Below are 23,786 nucleotides of genomic sequence, written 5' to 3' on the forward strand. Positions count from 1 at the left end.
GCCCCACACTTTTTTCTTCATCTCTTTATGCTACTATATTTTTATCCGCTTTCGCAAAATTTTATGCTTTTTGCGTAAGTCCTAATTATAAATGCCAAGCATAAGGTTTTGGCATTTACTCATTTAGTGATTTCAAAGTTACAGATTAACCAGTGATTTTAGCGTTACCCGTCACGTTTGAGCTGAAACCAACTTATCAATAGAGATTATCATGTCAAATAAATATTCTATTAAATTTTCAATCCTCGTCAGCTTATCAGCGTTATCTTTGGTCGCTTGTGGCAATCAAGTCGAGAAAAATAGTCAAACAGATACCATCGCCTCAACGCCTCAAACAACTCAGCAGCGTCAGGCGATAACCACCATTCCTAACGTTCAAACTCAAATCTCAGATACATTGAAAAACAATACGTTAACGGTACATCGCGACCCGAACTGTGGCTGTTGTCATAGTTGGATTGAGCATGCTAAATCCTACGGTGTGATGATTGTTGAAAAAGTCACCAGTAATGAGGCAGTTACAGCGATCAAAGCGCAGCATCAATTACCAACGTCAATGTACTCTTGCCATACCATCATAAGCCAAGACGGTTATGTGTTTGAGGGTCATGTGCCGGTCAAGTATATGGATAAGTTCCTACAAAACCCGCCCAAAGACGCTATTGGTCTAGCCACACCGGGTATGCCAATGGGTAGTCCAGGCATGGAAAAGGGTGATCAATTCAGTCCTTATACTATTATGCTGATAAAAAAAGACGGTAGTACCGCGCCTTATGCTAGTATTAAACAAGCAAACGAACAATATTGAAGATATTAGCCAGTACAGCGCTAGGTAACACTGATTGGGTCACGTCCGGCTATAGGACGTGGCTCTCATATAATATTACAGCAGATTGAGTAAGTTATTGACTGAAGTTACGCAGCCCTTTAAAAAAGCGCTATCATAACAAAAAAAGTAGTCAACATGGCTTAGACCATTTTTAAATAAATCAAATATATAAAAATATAACGGGAAAATTTAGCCATCAAAACTAAAAAAAGGAACTTATAAAATTTCTCCTTAAGCATTCCACTGACCAGGGTAATGGGATCACCGATCACTGGAACCCAGCTTAATAGCAGTAGAGGTGAACCATAACGCCCATATAGGTTCTGTGCTTTTAATAGCTTTTCTTCAGACACAGGAAACCATTTCTTCTCTTTGTATTTCTCAACTTGTACTCCCAACCACCAATGCACGCATGAACCTAATACATTCCCTAGCGTTGCCACACCTATAAGTAAAACCGGTGAATATTCTCCCAATATTAGCATTCCTGCCAATACAGATTCTGATTGAAGAGGCAGTAATGTTGCTGCCCCAAATGCACTTAAGAATAAAAAAATATAAGCCACTATTTAGGCCAGTGCTGGTGATAGCTATCAATCATAAATTCATGCTCATGCTTACCTTTATGATTGTGCTGCAATAAATGCTCGTGATCCTGCGGTAAATCAGGATGAGTATGCTCTAGAACTAAATCATCTTTTTGGGGCCAGAGAACAAATGCGACGACCATGGATACGAGGGCAATGAATGCCATAGGCACAAAAGTAATCAATGTTCCAAAGTTTGTACTTAACCAGCCCACTAATGGATAAGTGATTAACCAACAAGCATGGGAAAATGCAAATTGAGCTGCAAATAGTGCTGCCCGGTTTTCACTTGAGGCAGATTTTCTAATAAGACGTCCAGTGGGTGTTTGAGAAACCGAATAACCAATGCCTAATATAAACCAAAGTGCTAATAACCAAGCATAGGTAGAAATAAAGTAGCCACTCAGCAATCCAACGACGAGAACCACAGTGCCTGAAAGCATGACAGTTCTATCATTCAATTTATCTAATATTTTTGGTAATGCAAATGCAGCAAGCATTGAGCCTAATCCAAATAAACCAAATGCCCAAGTAGTCGCCTGTTCAGTTAATTCAAATGTCGTTTGAACTAAAAAAACCGTATTGACAATGACAACCGCACTGGCTGAAGCAATAGCCAGATTTAAAGCGAGTAAGGCTTTTAGGCGGGGTGTTCTGAAATATATTTTTGCGCCTTGTTTGATTCGGTTATATACCCCGATAAACTCCGGCATTTTCGCATTTGGTAATTTTGCACTGACTACAAATAGTGCCGAACCAATAAATCCAACCACAGTTCCCAAAAACAAGTTGTGATAACTCATCACAGTGAGTAACAAGCCTGCCAGCATTGGACTTATAATATTTTCTAGGTCGTAGGCCAATCGTGATAGAGACAGCGCGTTTGTATACTCTTCTTCTATGGGCAATACATCAGGAATCATGGCTTGAAATGTGGGGGTAAAAGCAGCTGAGGCAGACTGAAGAATAAAGATCAAAATATAGATTTGCCAGATTTGAGTCACGAAAGGCAGACACAATGCGGTTAAGGCTCGAATGACATCCAACCCTACCAAAACTTTTTTTCTCGGTAATCTTTCTGCAAATGCGGAGGCAATGGGTGCGACACTAATATAAGCAATCATTTTAATCGCCAAGGCAATACCCAGGACTTGGGCTGCTTGCTCTTTTGCGATGTCATAAGCCTGTAAAGCTAGAGCAATAGTAATGAGTCCAGTACCAATCAAAGCGATGACTTGGGCTAAGAACAAATGCCGATATGTTGTGTTTTTTAATACTTCTAGCATTTTAGGGACTCCTTATTTAGAACCTAACTTTTATGCCATACAGGTTCCAGATGAGGCTTAGCCCTCATCTGGAATTTTACAAATTAAAAGACCTTTTTCATTTCACTGAAATGACCTTCAATATTCAAAGTTACAGTCACTGGATTTTCTGTTCTGTTTCGCCAGAACCAGCCATGCTTTCCGTCAAATGCAGCGGTCAATGTGCCAGATTGCTCAGTTTCATTTTTACCTTTACCGTATCCATGATAGAAATCTTTTGGTGCATTTACAGGATCACCATGCGTGTCATAGTTCAGACCACCACCTGATGATTTCCAATCAAAGGTTACACTTGCATCTTTGGGCATAGCCAACTTAACTTCGGTTGCCTGGTTAGGTTTTAATTCGATAGAGATCGATTCTTTCTTAATAGCGGGCATTGTATTTGAGCTCTCATCTGGTACAGCAGCCTGAGCAACCGAACTATTAGCAGTAGTTACTGAAGGGATCTGAGAGCTCTCTCCCATACCATTCACTGATTCAGCCGCTAAAGATTGCTTAATTTCACCCATTTTGGTTAAACCCAAAACTTTACCGACACCAGTAGGGTCAATAGCGTATTCGGCTGGCATTACCCAAGTCACAAGAACAACAATGGCGCTCACCGCCGCAATAACAGTTGATTTGATCAGTTTTTTTGAAGAGGGTAATTCAACATCTTTTGGAATTTCAGCGTTAAACATAATTTAGATCCTTATTGAGTAATGAAGCCAGTGAGTTGGTAGCCAACAAGTAGAAAACCAAGGAACATCAAGAAGACATTGCTTTGATATGCTGTTCTGAAGAAATAAGGAGTTTTTCTCCACATCGTCATAAGCAGTAAAATGATGGCTAATGCCATGAGTTGCCCTAATTCGACCCCGATGTTGAATGAGATCAGATTCGCAAGCAGGCCATCATCTGGCACTTCATATTCCTGAATTTTTACAGCTAAACCAAAGCCGTGAATCAAACCAAAAATCAGCGTGGCAATTTTTGTATTGGGCTGGAATCCAAACCAGCGCTGATAAGCACCTAAATTATCTAAAGCTTTATAAACAATAGAAAAACCAATGATTGCATCAATAATGTATGCATTCATCGAAATGTTGTAATACACCCCTATCAGCATGGTAACTGAATGACCGATGGCGAACAGGCTGACATACAAACCAATATCTTTCATACGGTATAAGAAGAAAATAATACCGACCAGAAATAATAAATGGTCATAACCTGTAACCATGTGTTTGGCGCCCAGATAAATAAAGGGGATCACATGAACACCGTAGATTTCCTGTATATAGCCTTTGTCACCCTCTGCAACTCCATGAGCAAAAAGTGCAGGACTTATCAAGACCATACCTAAAGCAATCAACAGCTTTAAATAGGTTTTGAGCTTCACATAATGTGAATCAATAATTTGCATCTAAATCAAACTCCAAAAATTAAAAAATGGTTCAAAAAACTCATGATTTTTTTTGGAGGTTTAAAAATACGACTTGCAAGCAATAGAGCGTATTTCTGCGTACGGTCAAATATTTGCGCACCTAACAGAAGCAAGATGAGTGCTATTTCTTTGAGAGATGCAACATTAGAAAAATGTTCGTAATAGGTATCTTGATGATGATGTGAATGTTGCTGATTTACCTCATGATGATGATGTGAATGTTGCTGATTTACCTCATGATGATGAGTGTGAATCACATCTACATAGGCATGCTCTTGAAGACTCGTTTCAGTCGCATGCTCGTTAGAATGCAGACATAGTGCAAGACTGATGATGCAAACCAGCCACATCATCACATATCTCATTTTTGAATCTTGCACTATTGCCATCATATTGAACTTCTCTACCCGTTCTGCTCAGCGAAATCGTCAGATTTTTTCTGACGAGCTTGGTTAAACCAAACATACAGGGTGGGCAGAATAATCAAGGTAAGTAGCGTTGAGGAAATAATTCCCCCTATAACAACGGTTGCAATTGGACGCTGTACTTCTGAACCAATCCCCACGTTTAAAGCCATAGGAATAAAGCCCAAAGAGGCAACTAGTGCAGTAATCAGCACTGGCCGCAAACGTTCTAATGCACCATGTTTTACTGCATCAATCAGCCCTTCGCCCTGATCACGCAATCTCTGAATAGCCGATACGAGTACCAAACCATTGAGTACTGCAACACCCGATAAAGCAATAAAACCAACAGCAGCTGAGATAGAGAAAGGAATATCACGGAGGGCTAAAGCAATGACTCCACCCGTTAATGCAAAAGGCACACCAGTAAAGACCAGCACACTATTTCTGATATTGCCTAAGGCCATATAAATCATTGCAAATATCAAAATCAAAGCGATGGGTACAACAATCATAAGTCGATTAGAGGCTGACTCCATTTGTTCAAAAGTACCGCCCCAAGTGAGCCAATACCCTTCTGGCATTTGGAAATCAGAGTTTAATTTTGATTGTGCATCAGCAATGTAACTACCGATATCAGTACCACGCACATTTGCCGTGATCACAATACGACGTTTACCATTTTCACGAGAAATTTGGTTGGGTCCTTGAATATTCTTCAATTCAATCAATTCGGACAACAATACACTTGAACCATCAGGCAAATTGACAGGAATTTGATACAGTTTTTCCAGGTCAGTTACTGAGTTTTGATCCATCCGCACAACAATATCGAACTTACGATCACCCTCAAATACTTTACCTGCTGTTTCACCCGTGATTAGATTAGAAACGTGCTTTTGCACATCTTCTGCATCTAGCCCATAGTTCGCAATCATGTCTTTTTTGAGTTCAACAGACACCATTGGCAGTCCCGACATCTGTTCAACTTTCAAGTCAGCTGTACCGTTCACACCTTCAAGTACATCTGCAACACCATTCCCTAATTCCAAAAGCTGCTCTAAATCATCTCCGTAAATTTTTACAGCAACGTCAGTACGGACACCTGAAATAAGTTCGTTAAATCGCATTTGAATCGGTTGAGTGAACTCATAGTTGTTTCCATATACACTTTTAGAAACACGTTCAATTTCAGCAACGATAGCGGATTTTTCTTTATCGGGATCTGGCCACTGATCGCGTGGTTTCAATATGACAAAATTATCAGCTACGTTTGGTGGCACCGGATCAGTTGCAATCTCAGCCGTACCGACTTTGGCAAATATCGTTTGAACCTCAGGGATTTTCTTGATTTCTTTCTCAAGCGCATATTGCATTTCGACCGCTTGAGTTAAGGACGTGCCCGGTATACGCAGCGCATGTAATGCCACATCACCTTCATCTAAAGAGGGAATAAATTCAGACCCCAATCGTGTTGAAAGGCTTGCACTAAATACAAAGAATACAGCTACAAAAGCAATCAGCTTGTACCTATGATTCAATGACCAATCTAAGACCGGGTTATAAATCTTTTTAATGAAGTAAACAATTCTAGACTCTTCATCTTTGATTTTACCTGCGGTCACTAAAGCCACCATTGCAGGTACAAATGTAATCGATAGAAGCATAGCGGCAACCAATGCCATCACTACGGTCATTGCCATAGGCGTGAACATCTTTCCTTCTACACCAGTCAAAGTCATGATCGGCAAATACACCAAGATGATGATCAACTGACCATAGAGAATGGCTTTTCGTGATTCCTTAGTCGCTTCAAAAACCGTCGTGAATCGTTCTTGACGGGTGAGTATTCGTCCTAATTCTTTCTGCTTCATCGCCAATTTGGCAAGTGAGGCTTCAACAATTACCACGGCACCATCTACAATGATCCCGAAGTCCAAAGCCCCTAAGCTCATTAAATTTGCACTAATTTTCTGATTCACCATACCTGTTATGGTCATCAGCATAGACAGTGGTATCACCATTGCGGTAATCAGTGCAGCACGGAAATGACCCAGAAAAATGAACAACACGACAATGACCAGAATTGCACCTTCGAGCAAATTCTTCTTCACGGTTTCAATCGTGGCATCAACTAATGTCGTACGGTTATATACTGCTTTGGCTTCAACACCTTCAGGTAAAGACTTTTGGACTTGCTGTAATTTTTGATCTACTGCATGAGCGACATTACGAGAGTTTTCTCCAATCAGCATAAAAGCTGTACCCAGCACGATTTCCTGGCCATCTTTTGTTGCAGCACCTGTACGGAGTTCATGTCCAATAGAAATCTTAGCTACATCTTTTAAACGCAAAATATAACCATTGCTTGTGGTGATCGGAATATTCTGAATTTGTTCAATCGAACTGATTTGAGAATCAGAACGTATCAAGTACTGCTCACCATTCTTCTCAATATAGCCTGAACCTTTATTCATGCTATTTTTAGAAATAGCATCCAAAATAGTCTTTTGATCTAGACCAATACTTCGTAAATACGCATAGTCGGGCTGTACAACAAATTGTTTTAAATAGCCACCAATCGTATTGATTTCATTCACACCTTCGACATTTCGAAGCTGAGGCTTGATCACCCAATCCTGAAGTGTTCGCAATTCAGTCGGTGAAAGTGGAGTCGGGTTGTTTTTTGCATTTTCCACCGTGTACATGAAGATTTCGCCAAGTCCTGTAGAAACAGGACCCATAGAAGTCGATATACCTCCTGGAAGACTTGGTGTAACCCCTTGCAACTTTTCATTCACTAGCTGACGGGCAAAGTAAATGTCCGTGCCTTCCTTAAAAATCGCAGTCACTTGAGATAAGCCGTATCTGGATACTGATCGGGTATAGTCCAGATTAGGAATACCAGCCAAAGCCGTTTCAATGGGGTAGGTGACCTGGGATTCCATCTCGGTTGGAGATAAGCCCTGGGCCTCACTGTTAATTTGAACTTGTACGTTGGTAATATCGGGTACAGCATCAATTGGCAGTTTAAAATAGTTGTAAACGCCAAATGCCCCTATGAATAGGAAAATGATCAGTACCAGCCAACGATTCTTTATCGAGAGCTTTACAATTTGGTCAAACATAAACGCTACTCCTTAATGATCATGAGTAGCGCCAGATTTACCCAGCTCTGCTTTTAATAAATAAGAATTACCTGCTGCATAAATCTGCCCTGCTTTTAGACCAGATTTAACTTCAACAAAACCATTAAATTTATCGCCTAACTCTAGAGGACGTGCTTCAAAGTCATTCCCGACACGAATAAACACCACATCCCAATCACGGAAGTTTTGCAAAGCATCTTCACGGACAACCATCGGTTTCATGCTCTGGTTTTCAAAGATTTGTGCAGTGATTAACTGCCCTGAACGCCATTTAAACTGGTTTGGAATTTCAATAAAGACTTGCGCAGTTCGTGTTTTTGGATCAATCACATCACTGATATATTTGATACGTCCCAACGCTTCTTCTGTGCCTGTTTGAGTTTGAGGCTTAACAGTTACTTTATTGTTTGGATTTATAGCATCTAATTTATCTGCTGGTACATTAACCACAGCAAGCAACTGAGATGTATTAGCTATTTTGAACAATGGAGATGATGGCGTTACATTAGAACCAACTGCTCCAAGCACTTGTAAAATCGTACCTGACATTGCGGCTCTGACTTCAATTGTTCCATTACCCGCACCTCCATAAGAGCTGATTAAACTATTGAGTTCATTAGCCCTAGTCTGAGTATTTTCAAATTCACGTTTGGCATTGATGTAATCAATTTCAGGTGAAACACGCTTTTGGAATAAAGCTCGTTCCTGCTCCATCTTTTTACGGGCAAATTGTAAGGTATCCAATGCAAGAGTACGTTCCGCATTAAGACGAATTAAATCCGGACTTTGTACAGTCGCCAAAAGATCCCCCTGATTCACTTGATCGCCAATTGAACGGTACGTTTTTATTAATGTTCCGCTCGCTTTAGGGGTAATAAAACTTTCAAAATTATCAGGAAATTTCAGTTCACCTTTGAGTTCGAGTGCATTTTCAAACATCATGGGTTCAACTTTTAAAAGTTCCAAACCACTGCTCTTGATACTGCTATCAAGCATAGTGACTCGTCCCTCTTTGGTATCCCATTTCCAAGTATGTTTTTTACCTTGATAATCAACATTGATCACCATCAAGAATGAATGTGGCTCATAGACAATTTCATTCCCAATCAGATAATCGCTTTCAGGCTTAAATGATATGGTTTGTTCTGCATCAAGACGCTGGATAAAAATATTGGCACTAATCTCTTCTGGTTTTAATGGCTTATCTTTAAAGTAGCCATACACCCGTAAATGAGGCTCTACCCCTTCCTCGAAGATTTTGACTTCAGCAGCAAAATCACCATCGCGATATAAACGGCCCCCATGCGGGCCTTTTTCATCTCCTGCTACAGCAACTTTTTCTTCAGCCGCTTCACTCTGACTTGAAGTTTCGGCTTTATTTCCCGTTTTGTACCAAGCGATTGCACATAAAACGACTAATAAAGCGATAACACCTGTAGTAATTAAAGTATTGGTTGGTTTATTCATATTTTCAGGCCTTATTCTTGATCTAAATTGGTCACATAATTTCGTTCAACCTCTGCAATTTGATTTTGCAAAGCCAACCACAAATCGAATCGAGCGAGATGTTTATCCAACCAAATTTGCTTAATAGTATTGAATTCAAGTAAAGAAATTTTTCCTGCCTGATACCCCATTTCAGCAATTCTCAAACTTTCTTTGGTGGCAGGAAGTATGGACTGATCATAATTTTTGATCGAATCAATCAGGTTCGATACTTCAATAGACTTATTTTCTAATTCAATTTTGGAGTTACGGTTTACGAGAATAGAACGAGTTTCTGCATGTACTTGCTCCGCTTGTGCAAGTGCAATGCTCCCCTTATTTCGATTAAAAACAGATAGGGGAATAGATGTAGAAACTAAGAAAACTTGATCATTGGTCTCCTGATAGTTCCTTACCCCTAAACCCAGCGTAATATCTGGCACGGCTTCTTTTTTAGCTAATTCATACTGGGTTTTAGCCAGTTGAGTTTTAAGCAAGGCTTCTTGTTCAGATAAGCTCACTTTATCGGCAAAGTTAATGCTTAAAGGAACTTCTATTGCTTGATCAGGTAATACAGATATGAATTTGGAACACAGATTTTTTTGAAATTGAACTTTCTTCACTTCGTTCTGATAACGTAGTTTTGATTCAGACGATAAAGCTGAACTCAATTGAACATCAGATGGAATTACTCTGCCAAACTTCAATTTTTCATTCAGAACATGGGCTTGTCTCGCGTTCATCTTGCTTTCGGTAGAATAAATTTCTACCCGTTTTGAAGCCGCATACCAATTTGACATACAAACACGGAAATCGGCTTTTAATTCAGCCTGACGCTTCAATGCCTCAAATTGGTTATTATTCCCTTGAAACCCTGCCAACTGCCTACGCAAAGCGCGTTTATTATTGAGAGGAATATCCTGGGACAAACCAATCATAGTCGTTGGCCCATCAAGATCTTTAAGGTCTGAATTACCTAAATTGTCTAATTCAAGATTAAACGTAGGATTATTAAGTCTACCGGCATATTTCTGATTTATGGCATATGCGTGTTGAGACTGTTGCAAACTCTTCAAAATTGAATCGTTTGAAATTACCTGTTGTTGTAGCTGAACGTAATCAGATGCTGCAAATAATCGAGTCGTTGCTGCTACTAAACCACAGGCAAGAAATATCTGATATTTTTTAGACATGACTTTACCTATACAAAAAAATGGAAATTATTTTTTGTACAGAAAAATCAATTTCTTAGAACAATTAAACCTTTTGTAAATATATAGGAATTACAAAGATATTCTATCCTTTTCCTAAGTGCATAGGATCGAACGGGTCGTTCAAAAAGACTCAGGAAAAGCAGAATGAGCGGGAGGGAAAAACTTAAGAGAAAAACTGGATCAATTGTAATTTGATCATCAGCTTGAATAGGCTTAGTAGAATGATGAAAAGGTGCTTCATCATAACTGGTCCAGTTGTGATTTTTAGTATCTTCTAAGACTTGCTCTTCAGCATGATGAATAAGAGACCATTGGCTGGAACTGTCTGTTTCAACTGAGATAGTCACATCATGATGATGGTCAAGATTTTTAGCTATAACTGGCGCCCATGTGTAAGCTCCCGTTGTTGTTATCGCAAACAAAAACAGGACAAACGCAAGAATAAGTTTTGAGAACTTATTATGTGGCATACGAAAAAATCATCTCGAGATTCGCAGAAAGTATACTGAATAGAACTTCAAAAGTAAATTGTTACCTAAGATAAAAACTATTTGTATTATTTTTAGAAAAAGGTATGAGTAAGCTACCAAAGATAAGTACTCTAATGTTTGATTTCCTCAACAACCTTATTTTGGAATTATCTTATTCAATACCCACTACTGTTGTTATGCCTGTAATAAGGATCTCATTTCCAAATATATAAAGTGAAGCCAACAAGACTTTAAATGTATATAAAAAATGGTTAAATAATTGCAAGGGGGGTTTTAAAACGTTTTAATCGTAAAGCATTTCCTAGTACAAATATTGACGAGAGCGCCATTGCACCTGCAGCAAATACAGGAGAAAGTAGCAGTCCAAATTGCGGATAAAGTACACCAGCTGCAATAGGAATCAGAGCTGCATTGTAAACAAATGCCCAAAATAAATTTTCACGAATATTGCTTATAGTCGCTTTGCTTAAAGCGATAGCATTCGGCACTCCTTTCAGATTGCCAGACATCAAAACCACATCAGCAGCTTCAATAGCTACGTCTGTACCTGTACCTATCGCTAAGCCAATATCTGCTTCTGCAAGTGCAGGGGCATCATTAATGCCATCTCCAACATATGCGAGTTTACCATATTGATTTTTTAATTTTTTAACGGCCTCTATTTTACCTTCAGGTAAGACTTCAGCAATAACCTCATCAATACCTAGTTTTTTTGCAATCGCTTGAGCTGTATGACGGTTATCACCTGTAATCATGGCAACCTTTAAACCTAACTGATGTAACGCTTCAATTGCAGCAAATGTTGATTCTTTAATTGGATCTGCTACAGCAATAATGGCAGCAAGTTTCTGGTCAATCGCAACATAGAGAGGGGTTTTTCCTTCTTCTCCCAAACGATCCGAAAATTGAGAAAAAACAGTAGGATTCAAACCTAGTTTTTCCATATATCGATCTGCACCAATATGAACCAAATGCTCAGAAACCTTCGCTTCTATTCCGTAGCCGGTCACTGATTTAAAATCAGCAACAGGAGACAGGATTAATTCCTTATCTATAGCGGCTTGTACAATTGCTCGAGCAATAGGATGCTCAGACTTTGATTCAACGGCTGCCATAAGTGAAAGTACGGCATTGTATTCAAACCCTTCTAAGACATGCAGATCGGTTAAAATTGGTTTCCCTTCAGTCAGGGTCCCTGTTTTATCAACAGCAACCACTTTAGTTTCTTTGAGCAGCTGCAAAGCTTCCCCTTTACGGAATAAAACACCCATTTCAGCACCACGCCCAGTTCCCACCATGATTGATGTAGGCGTTGCAAGTCCCATTGCACAAGGACATGCAATAATGAGTACCGCAACTGCATTAACTAAGCTAAACGTTAGGGCTGGCTCAGGGCCGAAGATAAACCAAGTAATAAAAGTTAAAAGAGAGAGACCCATTACTACAGGTACAAACCACATGGTAATTTTATCAACCAATGCCTGAATAGGCAGCTTGGAACCCTGTGCCTGTTCAACCATTCGGATGATTTGAGAAAGCACTGATGAACTACCAACAGAGGTGGCTTTGATATTTAAGCTGCCACTTTGGTTAATTGTTCCTCCTACCACAGTAGAGCCTATCGTTTTTTCAACGGGCATAGGCTCGCCAGTAATCATGGATTCATCAATAAAACTTTGGCCGTGAATAACTTCACCATCGACAGGGATACGCTCGCCTGGTCTAATCTCTACAATCGTTCCTGTTTGAACTTCGGCAATCGGAACTTCTATCACCTGATTATTGAGCTGTATTCTGGCAACTTTAGGCTGCATTCCAACTAGATGTTGAATTGCTAAAGACGTTCGGCCTTTTGCCTTGGCTTCAAAAAATCTACCTAATAGAATTAAAGTGATAATAACCGCTGCAGCTTCATAATAAACATTGACCGTGCCTTGTGGCAGGACACTTGGAAAGAAAGTAGCAACCACTGAATAAAGATAAGCAGCCAATGTTCCTACAGCCACCAAGGAATTCATGTCTGGTGCTAAGCGGAATAAACTTGGGATGCCCTTTTTGAAGAAGCGTCGGCCTGGAAAAATTAATGCTACTGTGGTCAAGAAAAATTGCATTAACCAGCTATTTTGTTGGCCAATGTTATCCATCATAAACGTATGAAAGGCGGGAATCAGGTGTGATCCCATTTCTAAAATAAAAACGGGTAGAGTCAATAGGACTGACAAAATTAAATCTTTTTTAAGTTTTTCTAATTCAATATTCTTTTTATCTTGAAAGCTTTCCGTAGTTTGATGAACTGACTTTGCTTCAAACCCTGCTTTGGTGACAGCCTGAATTAACGAGTCACGAGTGACAGATGAGCTTGCCTGAATAGTCGCTTTTTCGGTTGCCAGATTTACATGAGCTGATTCCACCCCCTCAACAGATTTTAAGGCTTTTTCTACTCGACCTACACAGGAAGCACATGACATCCCTTCAATCGTAAGCTCTATCGGTTGCAGAGTTTCCACTTCGTATCCAGCTTTTTCTACAACTTTAATTAAACTAGAACGATCAAGGGGACGATGCGCATAAATGACTGCTTTTTCGGTAGCCAGATTTACATGAGCCGATTCAACACCCTCAACAGATTTTAAAGCTTTTTCCACACGGCCTACACAAGAAGCACATGTCATCCCCTCAATCTCTAATGTTTCACTGTAGTGTGGCGTATCAGTCATTTCGGTACTCATATACGATCTCTATCATTTAGATATGCTGAGTTCTATATGCGAAGATCAGCTCGAACCAAGATTAGGGGGAATTCAGGGATTACTTTTATTTCAAGCAAGTACAGGTTTTATCTGTACGATGAGGAAAATAAGAGAGAGTAAAAGTGGTAAGGAATTCCCACTGTTACTCTAACAGAGATTAAGCAGGATCAGCTGTAAATCCACGCTCACTGAGAGTGGCAATGACTTGATCCTGACTCACCGTTGTGTTGATTTCAACAATACGGTTTTGTAAATCAATATCGAGTGAGGCATTCGAGTCGAGCTCTTTAATTGCGGTAGTAATGCCGCGTGCACAACCACCACAAGTCATATTAGCGATGTGAAATTTCATATGTTGCTCCTTTTTAACAAAACATTTGTTTAAAACATTAGAACAGTAACTCTAAACTTTCACCATACAACCAGCCTTTCTCTGAATCAGTTACTTGCTGTAACTTGGTCTGTTTACATCCATAGTTTTCATCAGAGTATTCTAAAGCATAGCGTTCTAATGACTACAGTAAAAGTACTTAACCAACATTAATGTGACTTTAAAATGACATTTTTGTCATCTACGATCACTCTGAAATTTATAAGATTAGTTGTTTCAATCAATGGTAGTGAACTGAATAGATGAGACCGTTATGGGTTGAAGATAAGCTAAAAACCGGTGACTACCTTTATGTATAATGCCTCATGATGCGATTTTACTGTTCTGATTGTCGTAAGTTGACAGTCCAGTAGAAACTTTATTGCTCAGCTACAAAAGATAAATGCAGTAATGTTAAATTTCCTCAATTCCCTTATTTTGAAATTCTCTTATTCAATACCCACGACAGTGGTTATATAGCCTGTTGTTAATAGAATTGATAGACCTAATAACATCTCAAATAAAATGGCATGACTAAGATGTTTAGCGAATTGAGGATGTTGAAGACGCGGGGTGAAATACCATTTGTTGAAGGCAGCTAAAAGTAGAATACCTATAACAAAAAACATTTTAACCATGAAACCATAGCCATATGCAGTATTGATTAAGGTATTAAAATCTTTAATTAAAAGAAGAGCTACACTAGCGCCACAGGCGATTAATATCCCAACAATGAAAGCAGCAATACGTCCAAATACATGCATGCGATCTTTTAAAGGTAAACCACTTATTTCCCGGCTGGTTTTCCATAACGGATATAAAGACCCCATCCATAACGACATAACTAGAATATGGATTGATAATAAAATTTGAGCAAGTAAGGTTAAATTAGCGACATGTCCGAGCTGGGAAAAACTAAAAATAATCGGGAGAAGTAAAACACAAAATATTGAACTTTCAATTATAGAAAACTGACCTTTGTTCCTGTTAACTTTAACCACCATGAGAAGAAGTAAAAGAGCAAAACTAATAGAACGAAGAACGTATATATACCCCGTCGGAGTATTAACCAATATATTAATATACGTGGGGTCCACCATCCCTGTAATACCAGTATTGGCAAAACTACCAATCAGAATAAAAAATCCCAAGGTACTGGAAATTAGGCCTAATCCAGCGCCAATTGTAATATATTTAAGAATCGATTCTTTTAGTTCAAGATATTGTCTAAGTAAAAAATAGCAAAAGGCTCCACCAACGACAAAAGCTAAACTTAAATATAAAATAACCTTAGTTAACCAAGTGGCCCACATCCAATATTCAGAAATCATTATTTTTGTCCATTCTAGAACAACATGTCAGCACCTCACTGACATGTTGAAAGGTAATCAATTCTTATTTAGTTGATTTGATAGTGAAACTATATTCACCATTCATGTTGTGGCCATCTTTCCCCATTGTTGTCCAGACAACGGTATATTTACCTTTTTTCAGTTTCGGAAGAGCGACATCAAAGGATTTCTTTAAGTCATGAGTAACTTTATATTTTAAAGGAACATCTCTTCGCTGAGCATCCAGTAACTTAATATTCATCAACATAACCTCTGTACCAAAGTTAAGGGTCAAGTTCTTTGGTTGACTAAGGACAGATGCATTTTCCGCAGGAATCGCACTCACTAAACTCACATGAGCGAACGTAGTTGTAGTAGCCACAATCATCGTTGCAGCTACTAAAACATGACGTAGAGCAGTCATTTTATTTTGAAATAATTTCATTTACGTTTCCTCTTGATTCGTTAGTTCATTAGAGATGACTTTATAAAATCTGTATTTAATGAGACCACATCATCTCCTCTTATATTTCAATTATAAGTGAGAGACAGAAACAGAGTGATGACTTCAAAATTACATTTTTGTCATTTTTAAAAATCAATAGACTCAAGTGATAAAATTATTCAATAGAAATAAAAAAATTGACTATAACCAGCTACCACCTAAGTAAAACACCGGTGGCATAACCAGCGATCAACTTCATCAAAAGAATGAGTGGAGCAAATAAATGAAAAATACCTCTCTCTATTTGTTTGCTTCATTCATTTAAAGGTTGTATCGGCTGATCAACTGATGGAAGGAAAATATCATGACTTATATCCGCCAAACTTTACTCGCACTTTGTATAACCACTGCCGCTCTAGGTGCATTAGCCCAAAATCCTGAAGAGCATAAAACGCATCACCCAGAAAATACTCCTCCATCCACAGTCACTGTTAAAAAGACAACTACTGGCACGATGAATCCAGACAAAATGGCTGCAATGGACCAGCACATGAAGGCGATGCAAGCCATGCATGAGAAGATGATGGCTGCAAAAACCCCACAAGAACGTCAGAAACTTATGGCTGAGCACATGAAACTCATGCAAGGAGGTATGAGTATGATGAAACAGATGGGCAGCCAAAGCATGAATGCAAATATGGCTGACCGTCAGCAAATGATGGAAAAACGTATGAACATGATGCAATCCATGATGCAAATGATGATGGACTGTATGCCTCCCTCCACAACTAAATAATTACCCATGAATTAGAGAGGGAAGCACCATGAACCATCAACCTCAAGAACATAATTCAGTACCTAACTTTTGGTCTACACGTTATGCCATCGGTCTATTAGTGCTTGGTGGTGTGGCAGCCTATTTTCTCTTAACCGAGCATTTGGCCCATGTCGTTGGTTTTTTACCCTTTTTACTCCTTTTAGCTTGTCCACTCATGCATATTTTTATGCATGGTGGTCATGGACATCACCATCAACAGAAAAAATCAGACCCATCAGATAATAAAAAATCGCGCGAACCAGGAGATCCATCATGAATCATGCGGAATCAGCCTATGGTCTGTGGTGGCTCGTCATCATAAATTCGGCAATTTTCATTATGTTTGCCTTCAGTTTTTTTAAACCCGCCACAGCACGAGACTGGCGTACTTTTAGCGCTTTCTCTGCTTTCATCATTGCATTGTTTGTCGAGATGTATGGTTTCCCTTTAACCATTTACCTGTTGTCAGGCTGGCTACAAACTCGCTTTCCTGAACTTGATTTGCTGTCGCATAACTCAGGTCACTTATGGTCAACGCTACTGGGTGAAAAGGGTGATCCACATTTTGGCATTCTGCACATCGCGAGTTATATTTTTTTGGGCTATGGTTTCTATTTACTATCAAAAGCATGGCAGGTGTTGTACCACGCACAACGTCATCACCAATTGGCAGTAAGCGGACCCTATGCGCGCATACGCCACCCGCAATACGTAGCTTTTGTAATGATCTTGCTGGGGTTTTTATTGCAATGGCCAACTTTACTGACACTGATTATGTTTCCAATCTTACTCTTAATGTACAGCCGCTTGGCAATTAAGGAAGAGGCTGAAATGAGTAAACAGTTTGGCGCTGTCTATGACAGCTATGCTCAACAGACTCCGAGATTTATTCCAGAATTCGGCCATAAAACCACTTTTCCATAAGAGAATTATTTATGTCAGATCAAAAAAATCATAACCAGGACCATATGGCACAGGCTACAACAGACGTACTGAAAGACCCAGTCTGTGGTATGACCGTCACTGAAGAATCGAAATACCATGAGGAATTTAAGGGGAAAACTTACTTTTTTTGCAGTGATAAATGTCAATCAAAGTTTCATAGCAGCCCGGTGCAATATATCGCTAAACCCGCAACGACGACTGCCGATGCACATACACAGCATCATCAGACTACTCAATCCGTTAATGATGCAAGCACAACAGGTACGACCATCTATACATGCCCAATGCATCCAGAAATTAGACAGGATCATCCTGGAAACTGTCCTAAATGCGGAATGACACTGGAACCACTCATTCCCGAGTTAGAGGAAGATGAGAATCCTGAGTTACGTGATTTCCGTCGACGCTTCTGGTGGACACTGCCACTCACCATAGTCGTGACTTTTTTGGCAATGTTTGGCCATCAACTGAACCTATTCGACATGGCGGTTCAGAGCTGGATTGAATTAGTGTTGTCACTGCCGATCGTACTGTGGGCAGGTTGGCCATTTTTTTCCCGGGGTTGGCAATCGGTTGTGAATCGCAGCCCGAACATGTGGACGCTGATTGGTTTGGGCACTGGAGCTGCATTTATTTATAGTGTGGTCGCAACCATTGCACCGCAAATCTTCCCAGACTCATTTATTTCCATGGGTCGTGTCGCTGTTTACTTTGAAGCTTCAGCGGTCATCATTTCATTGACCCTACTGGGACAAATATTGGAGTTAAAAGCACGTTCGCAAACTTCTGCTGCAATTAAGTCACTCCTTGGGCTCGCTCCTAAAACAGCTCGCCGAATCCTGCCTGATGGAACTGAAGAAGATGTTCCTCTAACGCATGTCCATGTAGGAGATTTACTCAGAATTCGCCCAGGTGAAAAAGTGCCTGTGGATGGTGTAATCACTGAAGGAAGCAGTTCATTGGATGAATCTATGCTGACAGGTGAACCTTTACCGATCACTAAACGCATCGGTGATAAAGTCATTGGTGCTACCCTGAATACCAATGGTTCCCTAATCATGCGTTCAGAGAAAATTGGTTCAAGTACCATGTTGTCTCAGATCGTACAGATGGTGGCGCAAGCTCAACGCTCAAGAGCCCCAATGCAACGCATGGCTGATCAGGTTGCAGGTTGGTTTGTCATGGCTGTAGTAGCCATTGCCTTGCTTACCTTCTTTGGATGGGGACTGTTCGGCCCAGAAGAGTCGAGCTGGGTTTATGCATTAATCAATGCTGTGGCAGTACTCATTATTGCCTGTCCTTGTGCACTAGGCTTGGCAACTCCAATGTCTATCATGGTTGCAACGGGTCAAGGTGCTACTCATGGTGTGTTGTTCCGCGATGCAGCAGCCATTGAGAATCTGCGCAAGATTGACACACTAATCATCGATAAAACAGGTACGTTGACCGAAGGACGCCCTGTATTCGATCGTGTGGTTGCCGCATCAGGTTTCGATGAATCTGAAGTATTACGTTTAGCCGCCAGTCTTGATCAAGGCAGTGAACACCCGCTAGCCGAAGCGATTGTAAATGCAGCACACGAACGTGGCCTGTCTCTTGAAACACCAGATAATTTTGAATCAGGCTCAGGGATTGGTGTTCGAGGTCAAGTGGGCGATCGTCAGTTAGCTTTGGGCAACACAGCACTGATGGAGCAATTAGGTATCTCGGTACAATCTCTGATTCCGCAAGCCGAAGAGCTGCGTTCAGAAGGTGCAAGTGTGATGCATCTAGCCATCAATGGTGAATTGGCCGGCCTGCTTGCAGTATCCGATCCCATCAAAAAAAGTACCCCTGAAGCACTTGCCACCCTGAAGGAAGCTGGACTACGTATCGTGATGGCAACAGGAGATGGTCTCACCACTGCCCGTTCAGTCGCAGCACGTCTGGGTATTGATGAGGTACATGGTGAAGTTAAACCCGCAGATAAACTAGAACTGGTCAGCAAATTGCAGAAGGAAGGTCGCATCGTGGCAATGGCCGGCGATGGAATCAATGATGCACCAGCACTAGCCAAGGCTGATGTCGGTATCGCTATGGGTACCGGGACTGATGTCGCAATGAATAGTGCTCAAGTTACCTTGGTCAAGGGAGATTTACGCGGTATCTCGGTTGCCCGTTCACTCTCGGAAGCTACTGTCAGCAACATGAAACAGAACCTCATGTTTGCTTTCCTTTACAATGCCTTGGGTATCCCAATCGCAGCTGGCGTACTCTATCCATTTACCGGTTGGTTATTGTCACCCATGATTGCGGCCTTGGCGATGAGTTTTAGTTCAGCTTCAGTCATCACCAATGCCCTTCGCCTGCGACATAAAAAGTTATGATAGAGAGTCTTTTTCTTCCACCAGATGTATCAGGCCTGATTGCAGCACTTGCCATCGGCCTGCTCATTGGTTTAGAACGAGGATGGAATGATCGTGAACTGCCAGAAGGCAGCCGAGTAGCAGGCCTACGTACCTTCACATTGACAGGATTACTCGGAGGAGTGCTGGGTCATCTACAGCCAAACTTTGGGCCTTGGCCACTAGTCGCAGCCGTATTAGGGCTTTCCCTTTTACTTACGGTATCCTACGCGCGTACCGCAAAAATTTCCGGTAATTTAAGCGCTACCACGACGATCGCGATGCTGTTGACATTAGTTCTAGGTGCATATGCATCCCATGGTAATGTTACTTTAGCATTAACAGCGGCTGTCATCGTGGCTGTATTTTTGGATCTCAAGCCAACCTTACATGGTTGGTTACGCTTGATCGAACATCGTGAATTAACCGCATCTCTACAGTTACTGGTACTTTCTGTCGTTATATTACCTTACTTACCCAATACGGGTATGGGACCTTTTGCTGCATTAAATCCTTACCAGTTATGGTGGGCAGTGATCCTGATTGCCGGACTCTCTCTGGCAGGTCATTTTGCCATGCGGCTCACCGGTTCAGAAAGAGGCATACTCTGGACAGGTCTATTGGGTGGTTTGGCATCTTCTACAGCTGCAACTGTCGCACTGGCACGCTATACACGCCAGCACCCCGTCATGGTCAGTGCTGCTATTTCTGGAACATTGGCTGCCTGTGGCATCATGTTTTTTCGTATGGTTGTGCTGATAGGCGTCATTGAGCCAGCATTGCTAAGCACTTTTGGTGGTGCAATGATGATTGCGGGAATCCTTCTGCTGGGTATGGCATTGTGGAGACAACGCCAAATTACCAGCGCTGAAAACAACGATCGAACAATAGAAGCAATGGCTCCTTTTGATCTTGGGACAGCATTCAGCTTCGCTGCTTTCCTGGCTGTCATGGCAGTCTTGGTCCCGGCAGCAAAACAATGGTTGGGCACCAGCGGCATCTTCGTATTATCGACTATTTCTGGGCTAGCAGACGTAGATGCTATTTTAGTCTCACTTGCCCGCCTGCATAGTACTGAAGGCTTAACAACAAATGTGGCTGCTGTCGCGCTAGGGCTGGCCACACTGAGCAACATGTTAAGCAAAGCGACAATTGCATGGATGACAGGGGGGGCACAGTTTGGCCGAGCTATCATATTTAGCTACACAATTGCCATGATAGGTGCTGGCGTAGCTCTGGCTCTCAGTTTGAGCTTTATGTAAGGTCAACTCGGGTAAATGGAAGAGGTTCAAAAAATGAGTTAAAATGATTCCCCTTGCATGGATTCACTTTGAAAAACAATGGTAAAAATGATTCGACCATTGAGGGATTCAGCCTGGATGGTCGCCCCAAGCATATCAAGAATAGATTTTGTTATGGCAAGCCCTAAGCCGGTTCCTTCTTCTGTTCTTTGTCTAGACGCATCTGTTCGATAAAAACGATCAAATAATCTGGATAGTTGTTCAGGAGAGAGTTCAGGGCCTTCATTTTCAATTGAAAATATTGTGTTATCTAAATTCTGTTGAAGTTTTATCTGTATTGTAGAATTCTTGTTTCCATATTTAACTGCATTAGACAATAGGTTGCTGAGTGCGCGACGTAACATAGCAGGATCACCTTTTACATTGCCAGATCCTGTTTGTTGAAGTGTCATATTTTTTTCGGCAGCTAGAGCGTCATAGAAATCAAATAAAGCGGTAACTTCTTTAATGAGGTCAATATTCTGTAAGTTCTGTAAATTTAAGTCATGTTCTGCTTTTGCCAAGAAAAGCATATCGGACACCATTCGAGCCAAACGTTCAAATTCTTCTAAATTAGAAAATAGTATTTCTTGATAAGTACCAATATCTCGGTTACGGGCGAGACATACTTGAGTTTGGGTCATTAAATTATTAATCGGTGTTCTAATTTCATGTGCTAAATCAGATGAAAAATCGGAAAGTTTTTCTAAAGCTGACTCTAGTCTGTCCAGCATAGCATTGAAGGCGATTGCCAATGATTTTAGTTCGGTTGGTGTATGCTCAACTTCTAAACGTTCTGAAAGATGTTGAGCAGAAATTCCTTGTGCGACCTTAGCCATTTTTTGCACGGGTCTTAAACCTCTCCAGGTTGCAAACCAACCTAAAAACATTAAACAAATTGTACCAGCCAAACCAATATACAAAAGTTGACGCTTAAAATCTTTTAGAAAATGTAGATGTTCTGCTGTATCGATCCCAACAATAATTCGTACAGATTGTATTTCAGAATTTCTATTTATACCTGTAGTGTAGATCATGCCACGATAGGTCTTATTTTGAACTTGCCATTTAATCCATGAATTATTTGCTGACTTGATTAAATTTTGAGTATTAATGATTGAGGATGCTGAACTAAATAAAATTTGGCCTGTCGGTCGTTCTATTTGGACCATAAGATCATGGTGTCCAACTAACGCATCTCTTAAATAAAGATTAAGTTCTGGAGAATTTTTAGGATGCTGTTGGAGAAGATTCTGAATAAGCTGGATTTTACCTTCTAATTGGGTACGGTCTTGAGTTTCAAAATGATGCATCACTAATTTATGGATGAAAAACCCCATCATAATGAGAATGCATATAGTCGATAATGAGAAAATAATACCAATACGAAAACTGATAGATTTGAATAATTTATTATTCATCTTCTACCTCTAATACATACCCCATTCCTCGAATATTCTGAATTAATTTGGGAGTAAAGTTACTGTCAACTTTACTTCTTAATCGTTTAATAGCGACTTCAACGACATTCGTATCACTATCAAAATTCATATCCCAAATTTGAGATGCAATCAGTGCTCTTGGTAGAATTTCACCTCTTCTACGCATAAAAAGCTCCATAAGCGCAAATTCTTTAGCCGTCAGATCAATGCGTTGACCCGCTCGCGTTACCCGACGTTTTCTCAAATCAAGTTCTAAATCAGCAATCTTAATAATATTATTATCTTCTCTTTGTTGCCCTCGTCTAAGGAGCGTTTTTATTCGAGCTAGAAGCTCTGCAAAAGCAAAAGGCTTAACTAAATAATCATCAGCGCCTAGCTCTAATCCTTTTACTCGATCTTCGATTTGATCTCGGGCGGTAAGAAAAAGAATGGGCATTGTTTTACCGCTGCTACGAATATCATTGATAATATTCCAACCATTTAGTCCAGGTAACATCACGTCTAAAATAATTAAGTCATACTCTTCAGAAAGAGCTTGATGTTTACCCGTTAACCCATCTGTAACCCAGTCCGTAATATAGCCAGCTTCGGATAAACCTTGCTTGAGATAGTCACCAGTTTTTTGTTCATCTTCAACTAATAGTATTCTCATCTCAGAATCCTAAGTTATTCATTAAAACTATAATAACGTTATAAAACATCTGATCGAGATAGATTACAAAAATGTCATTTTCAAGTCACTTAGATGTTCAGTGCTTCACTTTAGTGTAGTAGCAAGAAATTAACTTTTAGAGAAACTTATGAAAACTGTAGTGCGTCGTAGTCTAACAATTTTAATGTGTGCTGGAACTTTAATTGCTGGTACTCAATCTTGGGCAAAAGATGTATCAACCTCAAGTGCCACTAAAACGGTAAAAGCACAGAAACCTTGTACAAAACCTTGTAAAATGGAAAAAGATGACAAGACTCAGCAAGATCATAGTCAACATCAGTCTCCTAACTCATCTGACATGTCAAAAATGGATCATTCCATGATGAATATGGACCATTCTAAAATGGATCATTCAAAGATGAATATGCCTGGTAGCAATAAATAATTTTATAAATAG

Annotated in this window: 21 protein-coding genes and 2 pseudogenes; 7 read left to right on the top strand and 16 right to left on the bottom strand. The window is 40.2% G+C overall.

Annotated elements, in window-relative coordinates:
* The first annotated feature begins 211 nt into the window (after nt 1–211).
* Complete coding sequence (locus AC4CU3_RS17720) at nt 212–808, top strand: DUF411 domain-containing protein (protein WP_005092546.1); 597 nt, start codon at nt 212–214, stop codon at nt 806–808.
* Nucleotides 809–969: 161 nt separating this feature from the next.
* Here the strand turns inward: AC4CU3_RS17720 and AC4CU3_RS17725 are convergent, their stop codons facing one another.
* The 14 genes and pseudogenes from AC4CU3_RS17725 to AC4CU3_RS17790 form a co-directional block, all read right to left on the bottom strand.
* Complete coding sequence (locus AC4CU3_RS17725; RefSeq protein ID WP_034438676.1) at nt 970–1,398, bottom strand: YqaA family protein; 429 nt, start codon at nt 1,396–1,398, stop codon at nt 970–972.
* The gene (locus AC4CU3_RS17730; RefSeq protein WP_279044710.1) at nt 1,395–2,702 is read right to left on the bottom strand and encodes an MFS transporter; all 1,308 of its coding nucleotides are present in this window, start codon (nt 2,700–2,702) and stop codon (nt 1,395–1,397) included. Before AC4CU3_RS17730 ends, AC4CU3_RS17725 begins: the two co-directional genes overlap by 4 nt.
* A gap of 83 nt (nt 2,703–2,785) precedes the next feature.
* Nucleotides 2,786–3,124, bottom strand: a pseudogene (locus AC4CU3_RS17735) (transmembrane anchor protein); the annotation flags it as partial.
* Nucleotides 3,125–3,207: 83 nt separating this feature from the next.
* Nucleotides 3,208–3,424 (bottom strand): annotated as a pseudogene (locus AC4CU3_RS17740) (transmembrane anchor protein); the annotation flags it as partial.
* A gap of 11 nt (nt 3,425–3,435) precedes the next feature.
* Nucleotides 3,436–4,149, bottom strand: coding sequence for a HupE/UreJ family protein (locus tag AC4CU3_RS17745; RefSeq protein ID WP_005248674.1), 714 nt, complete (start codon nt 4,147–4,149; stop codon nt 3,436–3,438).
* A gap of 5 nt (nt 4,150–4,154) precedes the next feature.
* Nucleotides 4,155–4,562: a hypothetical protein gene (locus AC4CU3_RS17750; protein ID WP_201949746.1), complete on the bottom strand. Its 408-nt coding sequence runs from the start codon at nt 4,560–4,562 to the stop codon at nt 4,155–4,157.
* A gap of 11 nt (nt 4,563–4,573) precedes the next feature.
* Nucleotides 4,574–7,702, bottom strand: coding sequence for an efflux RND transporter permease subunit (locus tag AC4CU3_RS17755; RefSeq protein WP_125318497.1), 3,129 nt, complete (start codon nt 7,700–7,702; stop codon nt 4,574–4,576).
* 12 nt (nt 7,703–7,714) lie between these two features.
* The gene (locus tag AC4CU3_RS17760) at nt 7,715–9,190 is read right to left on the bottom strand and encodes an efflux RND transporter periplasmic adaptor subunit (RefSeq protein ID WP_191109919.1); all 1,476 of its coding nucleotides are present in this window, start codon (nt 9,188–9,190) and stop codon (nt 7,715–7,717) included.
* Nucleotides 9,191–9,201: 11 nt separating this feature from the next.
* Entirely contained in the window at nt 9,202–10,401 is a 1,200-nt protein-coding gene (locus AC4CU3_RS17765) for a TolC family protein (RefSeq protein WP_112987543.1), read from the bottom strand.
* A 47-nt stretch (nt 10,402–10,448) separates the two neighbouring features.
* Entirely contained in the window at nt 10,449–10,892 is a 444-nt protein-coding gene (locus tag AC4CU3_RS17770) for a hypothetical protein (RefSeq protein WP_005248669.1), read from the bottom strand.
* 272 nt (nt 10,893–11,164) lie between these two features.
* Nucleotides 11,165–13,642 carry a heavy metal translocating P-type ATPase gene (locus AC4CU3_RS17775; RefSeq protein ID WP_279044731.1) on the bottom strand — a complete coding sequence of 826 codons (2,478 nt, stop codon included), beginning with the start codon at nt 13,640–13,642 and terminating at the stop codon, nt 11,165–11,167.
* 178 nt (nt 13,643–13,820) lie between these two features.
* The gene (locus AC4CU3_RS17780) at nt 13,821–14,015 is read right to left on the bottom strand and encodes a heavy-metal-associated domain-containing protein (RefSeq protein ID WP_004281879.1); all 195 of its coding nucleotides are present in this window, start codon (nt 14,013–14,015) and stop codon (nt 13,821–13,823) included.
* 467 nt (nt 14,016–14,482) lie between these two features.
* Nucleotides 14,483–15,364, bottom strand: coding sequence for a copper resistance D family protein (locus AC4CU3_RS17785; protein ID WP_279044735.1), 882 nt, complete (start codon nt 15,362–15,364; stop codon nt 14,483–14,485).
* Between the two features lie 64 nt (nt 15,365–15,428).
* Nucleotides 15,429–15,809, bottom strand: a complete 381-nt coding sequence (locus AC4CU3_RS17790; protein ID WP_005403756.1) for a copper resistance CopC family protein — start codon at nt 15,807–15,809, stop codon at nt 15,429–15,431.
* Between the two features lie 364 nt (nt 15,810–16,173).
* Between AC4CU3_RS17790 and AC4CU3_RS17795 the strand changes: the two genes are divergently transcribed.
* The 5 genes from AC4CU3_RS17795 to AC4CU3_RS17815 are packed head-to-tail and all read left to right on the top strand — an operon-like array spanning nt 16,174 to nt 21,217.
* Nucleotides 16,174–16,605 (top strand): hypothetical protein, encoded by a 432-nt coding sequence (locus AC4CU3_RS17795; protein ID WP_171265359.1) that lies wholly within the window; start codon nt 16,174–16,176, stop codon nt 16,603–16,605.
* A gap of 28 nt (nt 16,606–16,633) precedes the next feature.
* Complete coding sequence (locus AC4CU3_RS17800) at nt 16,634–16,903, top strand: DUF2933 domain-containing protein (RefSeq protein WP_005407413.1); 270 nt, start codon at nt 16,634–16,636, stop codon at nt 16,901–16,903.
* The gene (locus AC4CU3_RS17805) at nt 16,900–17,550 is read left to right on the top strand and encodes a methyltransferase family protein (protein ID WP_171265360.1); all 651 of its coding nucleotides are present in this window, start codon (nt 16,900–16,902) and stop codon (nt 17,548–17,550) included. Before AC4CU3_RS17800 ends, AC4CU3_RS17805 begins: the two co-directional genes overlap by 4 nt.
* Nucleotides 17,551–17,561: 11 nt before the next feature.
* Nucleotides 17,562–19,937: a heavy metal translocating P-type ATPase gene (locus tag AC4CU3_RS17810; RefSeq protein WP_171265361.1), complete on the top strand. Its 2,376-nt coding sequence runs from the start codon at nt 17,562–17,564 to the stop codon at nt 19,935–19,937.
* Nucleotides 19,934–21,217 carry an MgtC/SapB family protein gene (locus AC4CU3_RS17815; RefSeq protein WP_279044744.1) on the top strand — a complete coding sequence of 428 codons (1,284 nt, stop codon included), beginning with the start codon at nt 19,934–19,936 and terminating at the stop codon, nt 21,215–21,217. The genes AC4CU3_RS17810 and AC4CU3_RS17815 overlap by 4 nt, the downstream gene beginning before the upstream one ends.
* 38 nt (nt 21,218–21,255) lie before the next feature.
* On the opposite strand, the gene AC4CU3_RS17820 is transcribed toward AC4CU3_RS17815, so the two are convergent.
* Nucleotides 21,256–22,656, bottom strand: a complete 1,401-nt coding sequence (locus AC4CU3_RS17820) for a heavy metal sensor histidine kinase (protein WP_279044746.1) — start codon at nt 22,654–22,656, stop codon at nt 21,256–21,258.
* Nucleotides 22,649–23,329 carry a heavy metal response regulator transcription factor gene (locus tag AC4CU3_RS17825; protein WP_004663993.1) on the bottom strand — a complete coding sequence of 227 codons (681 nt, stop codon included), beginning with the start codon at nt 23,327–23,329 and terminating at the stop codon, nt 22,649–22,651. The genes AC4CU3_RS17820 and AC4CU3_RS17825 overlap by 8 nt, the downstream gene beginning before the upstream one ends.
* A 148-nt stretch (nt 23,330–23,477) precedes the next feature.
* Between AC4CU3_RS17825 and AC4CU3_RS17830 the strand changes: the two genes are divergently transcribed.
* The gene (locus AC4CU3_RS17830; protein WP_004760992.1) at nt 23,478–23,774 is read left to right on the top strand and encodes a hypothetical protein; all 297 of its coding nucleotides are present in this window, start codon (nt 23,478–23,480) and stop codon (nt 23,772–23,774) included.
* Nucleotides 23,775–23,786: the final 12 nt, after the last annotated feature.

This window comes from Acinetobacter sp. 802_lipA (genome assembly GCF_058242885.1).